19 protein-coding genes and 1 other RNA gene are annotated in these 16417 nt (G+C 73.4%); 14 read left to right on the top strand and 6 right to left on the bottom strand.

Features of this window, described 5'->3' with window-relative positions:
- Window positions 1–366: 366 nt before the first annotated feature.
- Both ABEB12_RS04385 and ABEB12_RS04380 read right to left on the bottom strand, forming a co-directional pair.
- Window positions 367–2106: an SEC-C metal-binding domain-containing protein gene (locus ABEB12_RS04385; RefSeq protein WP_185064846.1), complete on the bottom strand. Its 1740-nt coding sequence runs from the start codon at window positions 2104–2106 to the stop codon at window positions 367–369.
- Window positions 2107–2127: 21 nt separating this feature from the next.
- Window positions 2128–2742 carry a TetR family transcriptional regulator gene (locus ABEB12_RS04380; RefSeq protein WP_185064847.1) on the bottom strand — a complete coding sequence of 205 codons (615 nt, stop codon included), beginning with the start codon at window positions 2740–2742 and terminating at the stop codon, window positions 2128–2130.
- Window positions 2743–2815: 73 nt separating this feature from the next.
- Here ABEB12_RS04380 and ABEB12_RS04375 point away from each other — a divergent pair, with 73 nt between their 5' ends.
- The 3 genes from ABEB12_RS04375 to rnpB all read left to right on the top strand — a co-directional run bounded on the left by ABEB12_RS04375 (window position 2816) and on the right by rnpB (window position 5366).
- The gene (locus ABEB12_RS04375) at window positions 2816–4054 is read left to right on the top strand and encodes an MFS transporter (protein ID WP_185064848.1); all 1239 of its coding nucleotides are present in this window, start codon (window positions 2816–2818) and stop codon (window positions 4052–4054) included.
- Window positions 4023–4955: a fumarylacetoacetate hydrolase family protein gene (locus ABEB12_RS04370; RefSeq protein ID WP_185064849.1), complete on the top strand. Its 933-nt coding sequence runs from the start codon at window positions 4023–4025 to the stop codon at window positions 4953–4955. Before ABEB12_RS04375 ends, ABEB12_RS04370 begins: the two co-directional genes overlap by 32 nt.
- 21 nt (window positions 4956–4976) lie before the next feature.
- An RNA gene (gene rnpB / locus ABEB12_RS04365) (RNase P RNA component class A) lies at window positions 4977–5366 on the top strand.
- A 319-nt stretch (window positions 5367–5685) separates the two neighbouring features.
- On the opposite strand, the gene ABEB12_RS04360 is transcribed toward rnpB, so the two are convergent.
- Both ABEB12_RS04360 and ABEB12_RS04355 read right to left on the bottom strand, forming a co-directional pair.
- Window positions 5686–6000 carry a hypothetical protein gene (locus tag ABEB12_RS04360; protein ID WP_185064850.1) on the bottom strand — a complete coding sequence of 105 codons (315 nt, stop codon included), beginning with the start codon at window positions 5998–6000 and terminating at the stop codon, window positions 5686–5688.
- Between the two features lie 56 nt (window positions 6001–6056).
- On the bottom strand, window positions 6057–6899 hold the full coding sequence (locus ABEB12_RS04355; protein ID WP_185064851.1) for an ANTAR domain-containing protein: 843 nt from the start codon (window positions 6897–6899) through the stop codon (window positions 6057–6059).
- A 257-nt stretch (window positions 6900–7156) separates the two neighbouring features.
- Here ABEB12_RS04355 and ABEB12_RS04350 point away from each other — a divergent pair, with 257 nt between their 5' ends.
- From ABEB12_RS04350 to ABEB12_RS04300, 11 genes are all read left to right on the top strand, one after another.
- Window positions 7157–7510 carry a MarR family transcriptional regulator gene (locus ABEB12_RS04350; protein ID WP_185064852.1) on the top strand — a complete coding sequence of 118 codons (354 nt, stop codon included), beginning with the start codon at window positions 7157–7159 and terminating at the stop codon, window positions 7508–7510.
- Between the two features lie 223 nt (window positions 7511–7733).
- Window positions 7734–8207, top strand: coding sequence for a hypothetical protein (locus tag ABEB12_RS04345; protein WP_185064853.1), 474 nt, complete (start codon window positions 7734–7736; stop codon window positions 8205–8207).
- On the top strand, window positions 8204–8458 hold the full coding sequence (locus ABEB12_RS04340) for a monovalent cation/H+ antiporter complex subunit F (protein ID WP_185064854.1): 255 nt from the start codon (window positions 8204–8206) through the stop codon (window positions 8456–8458). The genes ABEB12_RS04345 and ABEB12_RS04340 overlap by 4 nt, the downstream gene beginning before the upstream one ends.
- Window positions 8455–8748, top strand: coding sequence for a hypothetical protein (locus ABEB12_RS04335; RefSeq protein WP_185064855.1), 294 nt, complete (start codon window positions 8455–8457; stop codon window positions 8746–8748). The genes ABEB12_RS04340 and ABEB12_RS04335 overlap by 4 nt, the downstream gene beginning before the upstream one ends.
- Window positions 8745–8996 (top strand): hydrogenase subunit MbhD domain-containing protein, encoded by a 252-nt coding sequence (locus tag ABEB12_RS04330; RefSeq protein ID WP_185064856.1) that lies wholly within the window; start codon window positions 8745–8747, stop codon window positions 8994–8996. Before ABEB12_RS04335 ends, ABEB12_RS04330 begins: the two co-directional genes overlap by 4 nt.
- Entirely contained in the window at window positions 8993–9733 is a 741-nt protein-coding gene (locus ABEB12_RS04325; protein WP_345702553.1) for an MnhB domain-containing protein, read from the top strand. The genes ABEB12_RS04330 and ABEB12_RS04325 overlap by 4 nt, the downstream gene beginning before the upstream one ends.
- A complete protein-coding gene (locus ABEB12_RS04320; RefSeq protein WP_185064857.1) occupies window positions 9730–10077 on the top strand; it encodes an NADH-quinone oxidoreductase subunit K in 348 nt (115 codons plus the stop codon). Before ABEB12_RS04325 ends, ABEB12_RS04320 begins: the two co-directional genes overlap by 4 nt.
- A 3-nt stretch (window positions 10078–10080) precedes the next feature.
- Window positions 10081–11943, top strand: coding sequence for a complex I subunit 5 family protein (locus tag ABEB12_RS04315; protein ID WP_345702552.1), 1863 nt, complete (start codon window positions 10081–10083; stop codon window positions 11941–11943).
- A 77-nt stretch (window positions 11944–12020) separates the two neighbouring features.
- Window positions 12021–13367: a sodium:proton exchanger gene (locus ABEB12_RS04310; protein ID WP_345702551.1), complete on the top strand. Its 1347-nt coding sequence runs from the start codon at window positions 12021–12023 to the stop codon at window positions 13365–13367.
- Between the two features lie 42 nt (window positions 13368–13409).
- A complete protein-coding gene (locus tag ABEB12_RS04305; RefSeq protein ID WP_185064858.1) occupies window positions 13410–14651 on the top strand; it encodes an MGDG synthase family glycosyltransferase in 1242 nt (413 codons plus the stop codon).
- Window positions 14648–15553 carry a DMT family transporter gene (locus ABEB12_RS04300; protein ID WP_185064859.1) on the top strand — a complete coding sequence of 302 codons (906 nt, stop codon included), beginning with the start codon at window positions 14648–14650 and terminating at the stop codon, window positions 15551–15553. The genes ABEB12_RS04305 and ABEB12_RS04300 overlap by 4 nt, the downstream gene beginning before the upstream one ends.
- A 6-nt stretch (window positions 15554–15559) precedes the next feature.
- On the opposite strand, the gene ABEB12_RS04295 is transcribed toward ABEB12_RS04300, so the two are convergent.
- Both ABEB12_RS04295 and ABEB12_RS04290 read right to left on the bottom strand, forming a co-directional pair.
- Entirely contained in the window at window positions 15560–16108 is a 549-nt protein-coding gene (locus ABEB12_RS04295) for a DJ-1/PfpI/YhbO family deglycase/protease (RefSeq protein ID WP_185064860.1), read from the bottom strand.
- Window positions 16109–16140: 32 nt separating this feature from the next.
- The gene (locus ABEB12_RS04290) at window positions 16141–16398 is read right to left on the bottom strand and encodes a DUF2795 domain-containing protein (RefSeq protein WP_185064861.1); all 258 of its coding nucleotides are present in this window, start codon (window positions 16396–16398) and stop codon (window positions 16141–16143) included.
- Window positions 16399–16417: the final 19 nt, after the last annotated feature.

Raw genomic sequence — 16417 nt, 5'->3', positions numbered from 1 at the left:
CGGCGTTGCCAACCGCCGAGGCCACGCGGACGATTCCACGTCGGGTCCTCGTCGAGTGCGACACCATTCTGATTCGATCTTGAAGAGCACCAGACTGGTGTCGACTTCGATGAATGGGACGGACCGAACCCGGCCAACACCGGTCACACTCCGTATCGATGCTGGCGGCCGGGAGCGCGAACCGCGGCAGCGCGGCCGCCGCGCCGCCGTCCAGGCCATCTTTCGAACCCGACCCTCGCCGAACCGGAGGGGTGAAAGGCGCCCTGTACGGCCTCCTAACTGAACGGCCTTGGGACTAGGCCAGTACGAACTCAAGCTCGAGCTCCATTTGTGCGAGCCGCGGCAGACCTGGCGCCATGCCGGGCCCTAACCAGCTGACCCGGGGGCGAGGCGGCGGGTCAGGAAGGCGACCAGCTCGACCGGTCCCGGCTCGCTGTCGAGCAGCGCGAGCAGGGCCTCGCGGTCGTCCGGGCGCACCGGTTCCAGGCCGCCGAAGGCCCGCCAGCCCTGACCGGCGGGCAGTGGCCGGGCGCACACCAGCGTGCCGGCCTCCGGTGCCGGTTCCGCGTCCACCAGCTCACGGGTCTCCCCGGAGCGGGCCTCCCGCAGGGTGACCGGGCGCGCCCGCTGGACCTCGTAGAGCCCGCGCGGCGCGGACAGCCACCGCCGGGCCAGCTCCCGCTCGTCCTCCGGCAGCAGCGCGCCGCGCACCTCCAGGAACTCGTCCAGCGCGCCGCCCTCGAACAGCACGGCGTCCGCGCACAGGGGGTCGTTCAGCGCGTCCAGCAGGGCCAACGGCGCATTGTCGTGGCGCGACCGCTCGACGGCCACGGCCATCATCGACGTGCGCCACGGCCCGCCCTCGGTCACGAACGTCTCCGCCTTGCGGTAGAGCCACACCGCCCGTTCGTCCAGCGTCGCCGCCGAGGCGCCCCGGCGCAGGTGGCACTGCTTGTACTTGCGACCCGAGCCACACCAGCAGGGTTCGTTGCGGCCGAGGTCGGCGTGGGGCTCGGCGTGGAACCGGCTGAGCAGCTCGACCCGCTCGTCCTCGTCGGCCACCCCGGCGCGTCGCAGCAGGGCCAGCGCCCGCTCCGCGTCGCCTCGGTCGCCGGCGTAGTGGGCCAGCTCCTCCAGCGCCAGCGGGAAGGCCGGGTCCGCGGCCTCGGCGGCCTGGAACTCCCGTTCCGCGCCGGCCACGTCGCCGCCGCGTTCCAGCGCCTTGCCGCGCAGCCAGCACAGCGCGGCGCGGCCCGACCGGGGCGCCACCGCCTGGCACTCGTCGACCAGCCGGAGCAGCACGTCGGCGCCGGTGCGGCCGGCCCCGATGGTCTCGAACAGCACCGCCTCGGCGAGGGAGGCCTCGGCCAGTGCGCCGAGCGCGGCGCGCACCTCCTCCGGGGGACCGGTGGTCTCGTCCTCGGTGAGGCGGTGGTACTCCTGCACCACGGCGAGCACGGCGCGCGACTCGTCCGGCTCGAACCGGTACCGGCGGCCCAGCTCCTTCAGCCGCTTGTCCCGCCCCCACGCGGCGAAGTCGAAGCCGTCCGGCGCCACCCGGCCGTCCTCGAAGGCGAACCGGCCCTCGGCCAGCAGCTCGCTGAGCGGGGACAGCGGGGCGGCGAACAGCTCCGGCCGGTCCGTGCAGGCCCGCCACACCGGCCCGGCCAGCGGCACCGGCTGCCCCGACGCCTCCCGGATCGCCTCGTGCAGCCGTTCCCACAGCGCGCGGCGCTGTTCCAGGGTGGGCGCGCCGGGCTCCGCCCGGTCCAGCGCGAGCCCGTCCGGCTCCAGCCGCAGCCCGACGGTGTCGCCGGCCCGCCAGCCCCGTTCGGCCAGCCGTCCGGTGGGCAGCAGCATCGCGCCCAGCTCGCCGGCCACCGACGGCGAGACGCCCCGCAGGTGCAGCTGAACGGTGTCGGCCGCCTCGGTGGCCACGCTGAATGACGTCCCGTCCGTGAGCTCGCCCCCCTCGGCGGCGCCGGCCAGCGGGGCCAGGTCCACTCCCAGCAGGATCAGGTCGTGCTCGATCTCGACCGGGGTCAGGCGGTGGGTGAATACCCGCCCGGGTTGCTCGGTCGGGGGTGCGTTGTCGGGGCCGGACACCCGATGACCCTATCGACCCGGCTATCCGTGCCTGAGCCCGGCGATGATGAACGAGCGGAGCAGGTCGTTCTTGACCCCGCCGCCCGGCCCGGCCCCGTCGGCCAGGTTGGCCATCCGGTCGTCGAACGCACTCTGGGTGAGCGCGCCGACGGCGAACAGGTAGCACCACTCGTGGAACCCGGCCGGCTTGTCCGGCAGGATCCGCCGGAGCGCGGCGATGAACTCCCGGGCCATCGGGTCGAACAACTCGCGCACCACAGGACGGTCGCCGCTGGACGGGTCGGCCGCCTCGCGCAGCACCAGCCGCCGGTACCACATGGCCTCCGGGCCCAGCTCGACCACGGGTTGCATGAACGCGTCCACCACCCGCTCCAGCGCGTCCGGAGCGCCGAGGTCGGGGATGGCGCGCAGCCGGCGGGCGCGTTCGGTGTTGACGTGCTGGCGGTTGGTGAACACCGCCAGGTAGAGCGCCTGCTTGGTCTCGAAGTGGTAGGCGACCAGGGACAGCTTTACCCCGGCCTCGCGGGCGATCTGCCGCAGCGTGGTGCCGTGGTAGCCCTCGAGCGCGAACACCCGCTCGGCCGCTTCCAGGATCCGGGTGCGCCGGTCGGGGCCGGCATCGGGCTCGTTCGCCACGGGTGGCGCCTCCGTCCTTGACCGGTCCGACTGAACGTACGTACAGTCAGTGTATCGCTCGAGGGAGATAGGGATGCGACACACACGCTGGATCGTCCTGTTCGGCGGGTTCCTGGCCTACCTGTTCGATGCCCTGGAGATCCAGCTGCTGGCCCTGGCCCTGCCGGCGGTCCGGGCGGACCTCGGGCTCTCGGCCGGCCGGGGCGGGCTGCTGGCCACGGCGACCCTGCTCGGCATCGGCGCGAGCAGCGTGCTGGTCGGTTACCTCTCGGACAACTTCGGCCGGAAGAAGGCCCTGCTCGCGTCGCTGGTGACCTTCGGCGTGTTCACCTCGGTGCTCGCCGTGGTGCCCAACTTCGAGCTGTTCCTGATCTGCCGGTTCGTCGCGGGCTTCGGCCTCGGCGGCGTGTGGGGCGTGGTGTCCAGCTATGTGGTGGAGACCTGGCCGAGCGAGCACCGGGGTCGCGCGGCGTCGTTCGTGCTCAGCTCGTTCCCGATCGGCGGCGCGGTGGCGGCGGTGCTGTCCGGCGTGTTCCTGCCAGACTGGCGGCTGATGTTCTTCGTGGCCGGGGCGGCGGTGGTGCTCCCGGTGCTGGTGGTGGCCCTGTGGTTCGAGGAGTCGGGGGAGTGGCGGGCGGCCCGCCAGGCCTCCGGGGCGGACCGGCCGGTCCCGGTGTCGGTCGGCGAGATCTTCCAGCCGGCGCTGCGCCGGCGGACCCTGCTGGCCACGGCGGTCGCCGCGCTCGCGCTGGCCGGTTGGTGGGGCGGGTCGACCTGGCTGCCCACCTACCTGACCGCCGAGCGGGGCATCCCGGCGGGCACCGTGGCGCTGTTCATGACCGTGCTGAACCTGGGCATGTTCCTCGGCTACAACGTGTTCGGCCTGATCGCCGACCGGATCGGGCGGCACCGGGCGATCATCGTTTCGCTGTTCGGGGTGGCGGCCACGCTGCCCCTGTACGCCCTGACCGCCAACCACACCGCGCTGCTCTGGTTCGGCCCGCTGTTCGCCTTCTTCGCCGCGTTCACCGGGCTGTTCGGCTCCTACCTCGCGGAGCTGTACCCGACCAGGGTGCGCACCACCGGCGCCGGCTTCTGCTTCAACGTGGGCCGGGGCGTGTCCGCGTTCGCGCCGTTCGGGCTGGCCGGCCTGGCGGCGGTGATCGGGCTGTCCGGCGGGCTGCTGGTGTGTGCCGGGCTGTTCGCGGCGGCCGCGATGATCACTTTCCTGCTCCCCGGCGGCGTCGGGGCAACCGATGAACGAGAAGGAGGGCGCGAGCATGCGCTGGGTGACGTACCGGCGGGCGGCTGACGGTGAAACCCGCCCCGGTCTGGTGCACGAGGGGAGGGTGTACGGGCTGGACCGGCCCGGTTCGCTGCTCGAGCTGCTGGCGTCCGAGGGCGGCCTCGCCGCCGGGGCCGAACGGGCGCGGCGCGGCCCGGCCGAGGTGGTCGACCTGGCCGAGACCCGGCTCTGCGCCCCGATCCCCGAGCCGCCGTCGGTGCGGGACTTCCTGTGCTTCGAGGAGCACCTGCGCAACGCGCTCTCCGCGCTGGGCCGGTCCGAACCACCGGAGGTCTGGTACCGCCAGCCGGTGTTCTACTTCACCAACCCGGCCGCCATCCACGCGCCCGGCGACACCATCCCGATCTCCCCGGGCAGTGCGGCGTTCGACTACGAGGTGGAGGTGGCCGCCGTGGTCGGGCGGCCCGGCTCCGACCTCTCGCCGGACGAGGCCGAGGCGCACATCGCCGGGTACCTGATCTTCTGCGACTGGTCCGCGCGCGACCTTCAGGCCGACGAGCAGGCCGCGGGCCTGGGGCCGGCCAAGGGCAAGGACAGCGCGACCAGCCTGGGCCCGGTCCTGGTCACCCCGGACGAGCTGGAGCCGTACCGGGAGGGCAAGGGCTACCGGCTGGCCATGCGCGCCTCGGTGAACGGGGTGGACCAGGGCGGCGGGTACTGGTCGGACATCCACTGGTCGTTCGGCCAGATGCTGGCCTACGCGTCGCGGGGCACCCGGCTGCGGGTGGGCGACGTGATCGGCAGCGGCACCGTGGGCACCGGTTGCCTGCTGGAGCTGGGCGGGCTGCACGGCCGCGACCGCCATCCCTATCTGCGCGCCGGCGACACGGTGAGCATCCAGGTGGAACAGCTCGGCGAGCTGGTCGGGCACATCGGTGCCGGGCCCGAGCCGGTGCCGCTGGGCTGAGCCATATACTTCCCGCGCGGACGAGCTGGCCGGGCGGCCGCGTCGGCGCGGTGAGTGATCACGGCGCCGCCGAGGAAAGTCCGGACTCCGCAGGGCAGGGTGGTTGTTAACGGCAACCCGGGGCGACCCGCGGGACAGTGCCACAGAAAACAGACCGCCCCGGCGCGCGAGCGGCGGGGTAAGGGTGAAACGGTGGTGTAAGAGACCACCAGCACCCCGGGTGACCGGGGTGGCTCGGTAAACCCCACCCGGAGCAAGGCCAGACAGCAGGTGTTCGAGGGCGGCCCGCCCGATGCCTGCGGGTAGGTTGCACAGAGCCCGTCGGTGACGGCGGGCCGAGATGGATGGCCGCCGAACGGAACGCCGCAAGGCGTCCGGGAACAGGATCCGGCTTACAGGCCAGCTCGTCCGCGCGGCCCTTTCTGACCTGCTCGAAAAGAAGATCGGGTCTGACCTGCGAATATAGTTGTACTCGTTTCTCGAGGGTTCCTACCCCTGCCCAACGGTCCGGCGATCACCCGGTCGTACCCCGCCGGTCGCCGTCACAAGCGTGAACACCGTTGGGGGCCGATAGCGGCGTCGGGAGCGCGGTTGCCGGTTCGGACCGTCGCCCAGGGACTCCCCCGAACCCAGGCGAGACTCCGAACCGGCAACCCTTCGCGCGACCGCGCGGCAACCCCCCGCGTCGAGGGGCCGTGAGCGCGGCGTGTGACCGGAGGGGGTGACCGGGCTAGACGACTCCTCCCGTGCCGGTACGCACGCCACGCGGGTCGAGGTAGTGGTGCAGTAGCGCGATCGCTGTGTGTGCTTCGGCGACGAACGCGTCCGGTTGGTTTTCCCGGCCCAGCGCGCCGAGGTAAAGGTTCTGGTCGAGGGCGCCACCCTTGGCTCGTTGTTCGAAGCGCCAGTCCAGGAAGCGCGCCACGTGGGTCACGCAGCGCTCGCGTTCGTCGTTGGTCTGGCGGTGTTGGCGGGCGAGCCAGACGATGAACCCGGCGAGCGTGGCATCGACTGACGGAACATCCTCCAGGCTGACCGTGGCCATTTCGGCTCCTCCCCTTGCCGAGCGTGCGGGTCGTGCGGTGGTCTCGAGCGGTGGTCTCAAGCGGTGGTTGTCGGCCGGTCGCAGCCGGCGCCGGCCCAGGTGTTGGCCCGCGGGTCGGGTCGGGTCGTGAGCTGTTGCCACAGTGCTCGCGCGACTCCGTCGGCGCGGTGATCGCTGGTGGGAGCGGGCAGTCCGGCGGGTTGGTCGACCGGCTCATTCCCGAGGTACTCGACCAGGCCGACCGCGAGTGCGCGCAGCTTGACGTTGTGGTTCTGGCTGGTCTCGCGCAGCATCCGCCAGGCCTCGGTACTCCCGAGGCCGGTGGCGGCGACGATCGCGCCTTTGGCCTGTTCGATGATCGCCCGGCTGGTGAGCAGCCGCAGCACGTGTTCGGGACCGTCGGCGGCGGTGGCGTTGGTGACCGCGATCGCCGCCTCGACCAGCTGCTTGTAGCGGTCGAGCACGTCCAGGGTGTGTTCGTCGGCGGGTTTGGGCAGCGTGCAGGACAGCAGGATGGTGCTCTGCTCCAGGTGCCCGACCGGGAGAACCGCCATGCCCTGGATCCGTGCCCACGCGCGGGCCTGCTCAGGCAGTAGCGCGGTCACCGCCTCGCGGGTCAGCTCCGGCCAGCGCGGATCCGACCAAAGGTCGGTGACCACGATCGGCAGGCCCGTGGTGATGGCATCGGGGACCGGCCCCCCGAGCCGTTCGGCCTGCGCCTCGACCAACCCGGCGTCCTCGCCCAATGTGATCAGCCGCAGCACGCCCTGCGCCGACAGCGTGCTGACCGACAGCGACACCGGCGGCGGATCCGCCAGCTCGGCACGGATCCGCACCAAGATCGTGTGCAGCAGCCGCTTGAGTGGCCCCCAGTCCGGTGACACCAAGCCCGGATCCACCGGAAACACCTCCAACCCGGCCGAAACACGCGGACCCGGCCGCGGCAGCGGCCAGGAGGTAACAGCAACGATCACAACGACACCCTCAAGCCGAGGCGAACACCAGCCCTCGGCTTGAGGGGCATGTAGCGGTTGGCTTCCCGGAGGGTAAGGAGGACATGCTTACACGTCAAGGAATACCGGCAAAACGTAACGTGTTTGATTGATCGTGTGCTCTGACTCGCGTGTATCAACCCGCGGGTCTACGCTCCCGAGGCATGTCTGGGGGCCAAGAACAGGGAAACTGGACACTCCTGACCGCCCACGGACGCACCCTGGTCGCTATCGCCCAGGACTCGGACGCCCGAATGCGGGACCTGGCCGCGGTGATCGGGGTGACCGAGAGAACCGTGCAGGCGATCGTGGCCGACCTGGAAGCCGCCGGCTACGTGACCCACACCCGAATCGGACGACGCAACCGCTACACGGTCCATGAGAACCGCCCGTTCCGCCACCCCGCCCAGGACGGCCACCTGGTCGGTCCACTGCTCGACCTGCTCGCCGGGCACAAACCTCATGAATCACTCGCCCAGCGGCCACCCGCCGCCGAGCCCGCTCACACCAAGCCCTGAGCGGTCGCGCCCCCGCGGAACCGCGTGCTCGACCCGATACCCACACGACGCCGCGCAGGCCGTGCCGATCCGGGGCGATGGCGCACCCGCTGACGAACCCGGACGAGTTCGCTCACCCGAGCGGGCTTGCCTACATCTCGTCGAGGCGCTTGCGGCCCCTACCCGCCGGGCCGGGCCTGAAACCCCGGTTTGTCGCCGCCGGTGCGGGGTATGGACGGGCGTGATGAGTGGCGGGAGGCGGACGTCGGCGGCGCTGGAGGCGCTGGAGGCGCTGGTGTGGTCGGTGCCGCTGGCCGGTTGCTGGCTGGGTTCGGTGCCGAGTTGGAGCCCCGAGGAGGGGCTGGCCGGCGCGGTGGCCGCGCTGGTGGGCGGCTGGTGCGCGGTGTTGGCCCGGCGGGCGTATGGCGCGGTCTGGCGGGTGGACCGGCAGTGGTTGCGCTGGCTGCGACCGCTGCCGGCCGCGCTCCTCGCGGACCTGGCCCGGGTCCCGCGGCCGCCGTCCGGTGGGCGCCGGCGCACGCTGCGGCTGCCCGAGGGCGAGCCGTCCGAGGTGGGCGTGACCCGCCAGGGGCTGGCCGGGCTGCTGCTGTCCGTCACTCCGGGCAGCTATCCGGTGGACATGCCCGACGAGCCCCCCGCCCTGGTGCTGCATGTGCTGGGGCCGCCCAGCCGGCTGGAACGCGAGGTGTCGCGGTGAGTCCGTGGCTGCTCGGCGCCGCCGCACTGCTGGTCGGTGGGCTCGGCCCGGCGGTGCTGCTCACCATGCGGGGGGACCCGGTGCGCCGGTTGCTGGGCCTGCAGCTCGCCGGCCCGGTGACGGTGCTGGTGTTGCTGTTGCTCGCCCAGGGCCTCGGCCAGTCCATGTATCTGATCGTGCCGTTGTGCCTGGCGCTGGTCGGGTTCACCGGGACGTTGGTGTTCACCCGGCTGATGAGGCCGAGGGCGTGACCGCGCAGGTGCTGGTGTGGGCGCTGCTCGGGCTGGCCGTGGCACTGGTGCTGACCTGCTCGGTGCGGTTGCTGGTTGCCGGGGACGACTACGCCCGGTTGCACCTGATGGCGCCGGTGACCTCGGTCGCGGGTCCCTTGGTGGGCCTGGCGATCGCCGTGCGCAACGGGTTCGGCCTGGCCACCGCGACGGCGCTGCTGACCGTGGCGCTGCTGGTGCTGGCCGGGGCGGCGGTGCAGGGCGCGATGGGCCGGCTGGTCGCGGCGCACCGGGACGGGCAACGGCGATGACCACGGTGCTGCTCGCCTCGGCCTACACGCTGGTGCTGGTCAGCGGCACGTGCGTGGCATTGACCGGTGACCCGGCCCGGCAGGCGCCGGCGATGGCGGTGTTCGGACTGGTGCTGAGCGTGCTGTTCGTGCTGCTCGGCGCGCCGGATGTGGCGTTGTCCCAGATCGCGGTCGGCTCCGTGGTGACGCCGCTGCTGGTGCTGCTCACCGTGCGCGCGGTGGCCCGGAACCGGGAGCGCGACCGGTGAGCCGGCGTGGCCGCTTCCTGGTGTTCGCCGTCGGCGCGGCCGGGCTGATGGCGCTGTTCGTCGGCGCGCTCGGCGGGCTGCCGGAGTTCGGCGGGGGCTTCCATCCGTACCGGGACCGGGCGGTCGCCGCGGCGTGGTCGCGGGCCACCACGAACGCGGTCTCCTCGGTGAACTTCGAGCAGCGCGCCCTGGACACCCTGGGCGAGGAGATGATCCTGCTCGGCTCGGTGCTCGCGGCCGCGGTGCTGCTGCGCCCGGCGGACGACGAGGGTGAACGCGAGCCGCCGGCCGACGGGCGGCTGCTGCCGACCACGGTGCTGGCCGGTTATCTGCTGCTGCCGGTCACCCTGGTGCTCTCGCTGAGCGTGGTGGCGCACGGCGCGATCAGCCCCGGTGGCGGCTTCCAGGGTGGCGTACTGGCCGCCGGTGGCCTGCACCTGCTCTACCTGGCCGGCAGCTACCGCATGTTGCGCCGGCTGCGGCCCGACCGCTGGGCGGTGTGGGCCGAGGCGGCCGGCGCGGGCGGCTTCGTCGCGTTCGGGCTGGCCGGGCTGGCCTCGGCGGCCACTTTCCTCGCCGGCCTGCTGCCCACCGGAGAGCCCGGCCGGTTGGCCTCGGCCGGCACCGTGCTGGTGCTCAACCTCGCGGTCGGAGTGGCGGTGTTCGGCGGTGTGGTGGAGCTGCTCGCCCGGTTCCTGCGCCAGGAGGAGACGCTGGTCGGACGGGGCGGCCGGTGACCGCGTACGCCTACGGGGTGGCCGGCTGGCTGATGCTGGTCGGCTGCTTCGGCATGGCGCGGTCCCGGGACCTGGTCGCCTCGGTGGTGTCGCTGACGGTGACCCAGGCGGGCAGCTACGTGCTGCTGCTGACCGTGGGTTACCAGCGCGGCGCGGTGGCGCCCATCCTCGGACCGGCCGGGGCCGGTACCGCGCCGGTGGTCGATCCGGTGGTGCAGGCGATGGCGCTCACCGACATCGTCGTGTCCGCCACGGTCACCGCGCTGCTGCTGGCGTTGGTCATCCAGGTCGCCAAGCGGCACGGCACGGTGAACCCGGACGAGCTGCGCGCGCTGCGGGGTTGACCGGTGGCCTTTCCGTCGGGTGCGCTGCCGCTGGGGGTGCTGCCGGCCGCGGGTATCGCGCTGCCCATGCTGACCGCCTGCCTGCTGGTCGGGCTGGGCCGGTGGCTGCCGCGGGTGGCGGTGGACGCGCTGGCCACCGGGGCGGCACTGGCCGTGCTCGCGGCGATGGCCGCGCTCGCCAACGGCACCGGGACGGTCACCTCGGTCAGCTGGATCGGCGGCTGGCTGCCGGACGCGGGCGGCGGGGTGGGGATCGCACTGGTGGCCGACCGGTTCGGCGCCGGACTGGCCGCGCTGGCCGCCGGGCTGGTCGCGGCGGCGCTGCTGTACAGCTGGCACTACCTGCGGGACGCCCAGGCGCATTTCCAGGCGCTGCTGTTGCTGTTCCTGTCCGGCATGGTGGGGTTCGCGCTGTCCGGGGACCTGTTCGACATGCTGGTCTACTTCGAGCTGATGGGCGCGGTGGCCTACGGGCTGGCCGGCTACAAGGTCGACGAGCCCCGGTCCGTGCAGGGCGGGCTCACCTTCGGCGTGATCAACTCGGTGGGCGCGTACTTCGCGCTGGCCGGGGTGGCGCTGCTGTACGCGGCCACCGGCCAGCTGGGCCTGGCCCAGCTCGGCGAGGCGATACGGGCGTCGCCCCCGTCGCACGGGCTGGTGTTGGCCGGGTTCGTGCTGGTCGGATCGGGTTGGCTGGTCAAGGCGGCCGTGGTGCCGTTCCACTTCTGGTTGGCCGATGCGCACGCGGTGGCGCCCACCCCGGTGTGCGTGGTGTTCTCCGGGGTGATGGCCGAGCTCGGCCTTTACGGGGTCGCCCGGGTGTACCTGGTGGTGTGCCGACCGGTGCTGCCCGAGGCGGCCGTCCACCGGGCACTGGTGGTCCTGGCCGTGGTCACCGCGCTGCTCGGCTCGGCGATGTGCCTGGTGCAGCGGCACCTGAAACGGCTGCTGGCCTACTCCACGATCGCGCACATCGGGCTGTTCCTGCTGGCCCTGCAGACCTTCACCCCGGACGGGGGCACCGCCGCCGCGCTCTACCTGGTCGGCCATGCCGGGGTGAAGGGCGCGCTGTTCCTGCTCGTCGGGCTGTTGCTGGCCCGCTACCGCAGCGTGGACGAAGCCGCGCTGCACGGCGCCGGCCGGCCGCATCGGCTGGAGGCGGCGCTGTTCCTGCTGGCCGCGCTGGCGCTGGCCGGCCTGCCGCCGGGTGGGCCGGGGCTGGGCAAGGCGCTCGCCGAGGACGCCACCGCACGGGCCGGGATCGGGTGGGCGCACTGGGTGTTCCTCGGCGTCTCGGTGGCTACCGGGGCGGCGGTGCTGCGCGCCGGCGCCCGGGTGTACCTGGGCATCGGCTCACCGCCGGTGACCGACGGCGAGCACACCAGCGGGCGGGACGAGGAGCCGGAGACCGAGCACCGGCTGGGACGGCCGCCGGTGACCATGCTCGGGGTGGCCGTGCTACTGCTGGCCGGCGGGCTCTCCGTCGGCGTGCTGACCCCGCTGGGCGACGCGGTCGGCGCCGGCGCCGACCGGTTCCTGGACGGCGCCGGCTACCGGGCCTCGGTGCTGCACGGCACTCCACCGCCCGCCGCGGTCCCCTCGGCGTCGGGGTGGACCGCGCACGGCGGCCGGCAGGGTCTGCTCGCCGGCGTGCTCGCGGTGCTCACCGCGCTCGCCATGGTGTACCGCGCCCGGCTCACCGCGGCCGTTGCCCGGCCGCTCGCCGTCACCCGGCGGGTGCTGACCCCGGTCCGCGCGGCCTGGCTGGCCGTGGAACGGGCGCACTCCGGGCACATCGGCGACTACCTGGCCTGGTTGCTGTTCGGGGTGGCCGCGTTCGCCGCGCTGCTCGTGCTGCCCGGCTGAACCGCATTGGCCCCCGGCCGCATACGGCGGGCCGCTTCGGGTACTTCACCGGCTGACCGGACCCACGAGGAGGCCAGGTGGTGGAGACCCGAACGGCCGCGCGGCGCGGTTTCCCGGTGCGGTTGGCGGTGGCCGCGCTGGTCACCGCGCCGGGGCTGTACCTGGGCGGCGCGGACTATCTGGGCCTGCCGCATCCCGCGATGCCGGCGCCGGTGGCCGTGCTGTGTTTCGGGGCGGCGATCGTGGGTGCCGCGTTCATGTTGTCCTGGGCCGCCGAGGCCGCCCAGATGGACATCAGCGCCGGGATGGCGCTGGCCTTCCTCGCGCTGCTGGCGGTGCTGCCGGAGTACGCGGTCGACTTCGTGTTCACCCTGCGGGCCGGCCACGTCTACGCGGCGCACGGCACGTGCGTGCCGCCGGGCGGGGGCGTGAACCCGTGCTCCATGGCGCTGGCCAACATGACCGGCGCGAACCGGGTGCTGGTGGGTGTCGGCTGGCCGCTGGTGGTCCTGGTGGCCAGCCTGGCCGCCTGGCGGGCGCACCGGGCCGGCCGGCGGGACAGCCCGTCCACACACGTCGGCTGCGTGCGGCTGGCCCGGCCGATGGCCGCCGAACTGGCGTTCCTCGGCATCGCCACCGCCTACTCGCTGACCCTGCCGTTCCGCTCCTCGCTCACGCTGCTCGACGCCGCCGTGTTCGTGCTGATCTTCGTGGGCTACGTGTGGCGGCTGGCCACCGCGCCCGCCGAGCCACCGGATCTGGCGGGCACCCCGGCCTGGCTGGGCGACCGGCCCAAGCCGGGCCGGCGGCGCTGGGTGGGCGCGCTGTTCGGGTTCGCCGCACTGGTCATCCTGGCCACGGCGGAACACTTCGCGCAGGGCCTGGTGGACACCGGAACCAGCCTCGGGGTGGACCAGTTCCTGCTGGTCCAGTGGGTAGCCCCGCTGGCCAGCGAGTCCCCGGAGCTGATCGTGGCCTGCCTGTACGCGTGGCGGCTGAAGGCCTCGGAGTCGCTGGGCACCCTGCTGTCCAGCAAGGTCAACCAGTGGACGTTGCTGGTCGGCACCATCCCGCTGGTGTTCGCCCTCTCCGCCCCCACCTGGCACGGCCTCCCGCTGGACGAGCATCAGCGCCTGGAGCTGCTGATCACGGCGGCACAGTCGCTGTTCGCGGTCAGCGTCCTGGTCAACCTCGGGCTCACCGTGTCCGGCGCCACCGCGCTGCTGGTGCTGTTCGCCGTGCAGTTCACCGCCAGCCTCACCCTGCCACCGGACACCAACCGGATCGTGGTGATCGGCATGTCCGCGCTCTACCTGCTGCTCGCCGCCGGCCAGTTCGCCCGGCGCCGCCGGTCCGTCGCCCGGATGGTCCGCGACGGCCTGGTCACCCCGTTCGAACGGCTGGAACGCGCTTCGACCGGCTAACTTTCCGGGTGTGCGACCCGGCCCGCGGGGTATTGACCGCACATGAGCGGCGGCACGGCACGGTCATCATCGGCGGGCTCCGGCCCCACCGTCCTGCTGCTGACGGCTTCCGTCGGCGAGGGACACAACGCGGCCGCGCATGCGCTGGCCGGGGCGTTGCGGCGGGTCGAGCCGGGCTGCCGGGTGGTCATCGCCGCCCCGCTCGGCGGAGGCGCGCAGGCCTTCACCCGGTGGCTGTACCGGCTGGCCATCCAGTTCACCCCGGTGCTGCAGGAGCTCTGGTACCGGGCGGTGGCCCGGTCCCCGGGGGTGCACGGGTTCTACCGGGAGGTGGTGGGTGCCCGGGTGGCGCGCGAGCTGGCCGTCAAGCTGGACGCGGTGCGCCCGGACGTGGTGGTCTGCACCTACCCGCTGGGTACCGCCGGGCTGGCCTGGTTGCGCGAGCACGGACACACCCGGGTACCCCTGGTCGCGGTGCTCACCGACTTCGCGCCGCACGCCTTCTGGGTCTATCCCGGGGTTGACCGCTACCTGGTGCTGGACCGGACCGGCCGGGACCGGATGCGGGCGCTCGCCCCCGGCATACCCACCGAGGTGTGCGCCCCGCCGGTGCCGCCCGAGTTCCAACCGCCGTCGGCTCAGCAGGCCCAGGCCGCGCGGGAACGTCACGGGCTGCGGCGGGACGGGGTGTCCGTGCTGCTCAGCGCCGGTTCCCTGGGCCTGGGTGAGGTCAGCTCGGCGGTGCGCGCGGTGCTTGACGCCGGCCCCGAGGTGAGTGCCGTGGTGGTGTGCGGGCACAACCAGCGGCTGCGGGAACGCCTGCGCGAGCGGTACCCGGACCGCCGGCTGCGCGTGCTCGGCTGGGTCGAGGACATGGCCGGGCTGATGGCCGGGGTGGACGCGGTCGTCAACAACGCCGGCGGCGCCACCGCCACCGAGGCACTGGCCATGGGCCGGGCGTTGGTGCTCTACCGGCCCATCGCCGGGCACGGCCGGGACTCCGCGCGCGCCATGGCCGGAGCCGGGCTCGCCCACACCGGTACCCGCCGCCGATGGCTCACCGACCTGCTCGACCGGTGGGCCGAGCACCCGGCGCGGCTGCGCGCCACCCAGCAACGCGCCGCCCGGCACGCCCGACAGCGCCGGCTGGCGGACACCGCCCGGGGCATCCTGGCCCAGGCCCAGGCCCAGGCCCAGGCCCAGGCCCAGGCCCAGGCCCAGGCCCAGGCCCAGGCCCAGGCCCAGGCCCAGGCCCGTCCCGAACCGGGACGGGCGGCCTCGTGACCGACCAGACCCTGGTCGCGGTGCTCGCCGCGCTGTTCGGCGCCAGCACCACCGCACTGGGCACCGCACTGCAACAGCGGGCCACCCAGCTCGTCCCCCCGGGGCGCCGCATGTGGCTCGCGCTGGCCCGGCGCCCCTCCTGGCTGGCCGGTGTGGCGCTGGTGGGCGTCGGTTTCGCCGGTTACCTGACCGCGCTGGCCCACGGCACGCTCGCCCTCACCCAGCCCATCATGATCAGCGGGTTGGCGTTCGGCTCGCTGTTCTCCGCCTGGCTGGCGCGCCGCCGGCCCGACCCCCTGCTGGTGGCCGGCACCGTGACCAGCTGGGCCGGGCTGGCGCTGCTGCTCGGCGCGGCCCGGCCCACCGCCGCACCGGGCCCGCACGGCACCGCCGCCGGCGGTTGGTGGCTGGCCCTGGCGCTGGGCGCGGCGCTGATGACCGCGCTGCTGGTCGCCGCGCTGGGCCGGGGCCTGCACCGGGCACTGGGCTACGCGGTGGCCAGCGGCCTGCTGTTCGGCGGCAACGCCGCGCTGGCCAAGCTGGTCGCCGACCAACTCGCGCACGGCTGGGCCGAACCGGCGCGGCACTGGCCGGTCTACGCCATGCTGCTGGTCGCGCCGGCCGGCTTCCTGCTCAGCCAGCGGGCCATGCAGCTGAGCCGGCTGCTGGCCCCGGTGAACGCGGTGATCAGCAGCGTAGACCCGGTCACCGCCGTGGCAATCGGCCTGGTGGTGCTCGGCGAGCGGATCGCCGACTCACCGGCCGCCCTGGGCGCACAGTGCCTCGCCGGCGCGCTGCTGCTCACCGGCATCATCATGATCACCCGGCGCGGCGCGCGACTGCACGAAGCGCACCGCGCCGCCCGCACCGGCCGGGAACGGGCCGCGCTCGGCTGGGGCTAGCCGCGCTCAGGTACCCCCGGCGAACACCTCGACGATCTTCGCGGTGAACGCGGGCAGATCGCCGGGATCGCGGCTGGACACCAGGCCGCGGTCCGCCACGACCTCCTCGTCCACCACCGTGCCGCCGGCGTTGCGGATGTCGGTGCGCAGGCTGGGGTACGAGGTCAGCGTGCGGCCGCGCACCAGATCGGCCTCCACCAGCGTCCACGGGCCGTGGCAGATTACGCCGATGGGCTTGCCCTGGTTGACCATGTTGGTGACGAAGGAACGCACATCGGCGTCCATCCGCAGCCGGTCCGCGTTGACCGTGCCGCCGGGCATGATCAGGGCGTCGTAGTCGGCCGCCCGCGCGTCCGAGGCCAGCCGGTCCACCGGATACTCCTCGGACGGGTTGATGTCGGAGTTCATCGACCGGATCGAGCCCTCCTCGATCGACACCAGCTCCACCACCGCGCCCTCGTCGGTGACCGCCCGGCGCGGTTCGACCAGCTCGACCTCCTCCACGCCGTCGGTGGCCAGGATGGCGATGCGCTTCCCGGTCAGCTTGCCACTCATACGTCGGTACCTCCCTCGTGCGCCGGGCGCCCTCATGCCGCTGGATGCTGGTGTTGCAGTGTGGTCGGCGGGTCCCGCCGGGAGCCGCGCTTGTCCAGCAGCTCCCGGGTGATCTCCTCGATGCCCGCGTAGGTCCGCTCCGGCAGCCGCATCAGGCGGGTCATACAGGCCGAGCCGGCGCCGTAGTGCTGCGCCTCGGCGATCACCCGCCAGCGCTCGGCCGGGTATCTCAGGTCGGCGAGCACCTGGTGGATCTCGATCAGGTGGGCGGGCGCCCCGGCGTGGTTCATGACGGCTCCCTGGGTAGGC

The sequence above is a fragment of the Actinospineispora eucalypti genome (assembly GCF_039543365.1).
Lineage (GTDB): Bacteria > Actinomycetota > Actinomycetes > Mycobacteriales > Pseudonocardiaceae > Pseudonocardia > Pseudonocardia eucalypti.
This window is presented reverse-complemented; position numbering and strand designations above follow the sequence as displayed.

Excerpts from the sequence above, each read along its gene's own strand:
- ABEB12_RS04375 (WP_185064848.1), top strand. The coding sequence starts at position 2,816 with ATGCGACACACACGCTGGATCGTCCTGTTCGGCGGGTTCCTGGCCTAC.
- ABEB12_RS04370 (WP_185064849.1), top strand. The coding sequence starts at position 4,023 with ATGCGCTGGGTGACGTACCGGCGGGCGGCTGACGGTGAAACCCGCCCC.
- ABEB12_RS04360 (WP_185064850.1), bottom strand. The coding sequence starts at position 6,000 with ATGGCCACGGTCAGCCTGGAGGATGTTCCGTCAGTCGATGCCACGCTC.
- ABEB12_RS04350 (WP_185064852.1), top strand. The coding sequence starts at position 7,157 with ATGTCTGGGGGCCAAGAACAGGGAAACTGGACACTCCTGACCGCCCAC.
- ABEB12_RS04345 (WP_185064853.1), top strand. The coding sequence starts at position 7,734 with ATGAGTGGCGGGAGGCGGACGTCGGCGGCGCTGGAGGCGCTGGAGGCG.
- ABEB12_RS04330 (WP_185064856.1), top strand. The coding sequence starts at position 8,745 with ATGACCACGGTGCTGCTCGCCTCGGCCTACACGCTGGTGCTGGTCAGC.
- ABEB12_RS04305 (WP_185064858.1), top strand. The coding sequence starts at position 13,410 with ATGAGCGGCGGCACGGCACGGTCATCATCGGCGGGCTCCGGCCCCACC.
- ABEB12_RS04295 (WP_185064860.1), bottom strand. The coding sequence starts at position 16,108 with ATGAGTGGCAAGCTGACCGGGAAGCGCATCGCCATCCTGGCCACCGAC.
- ABEB12_RS04290 (WP_185064861.1), bottom strand. The coding sequence starts at position 16,398 with ATGAACCACGCCGGGGCGCCCGCCCACCTGATCGAGATCCACCAGGTG.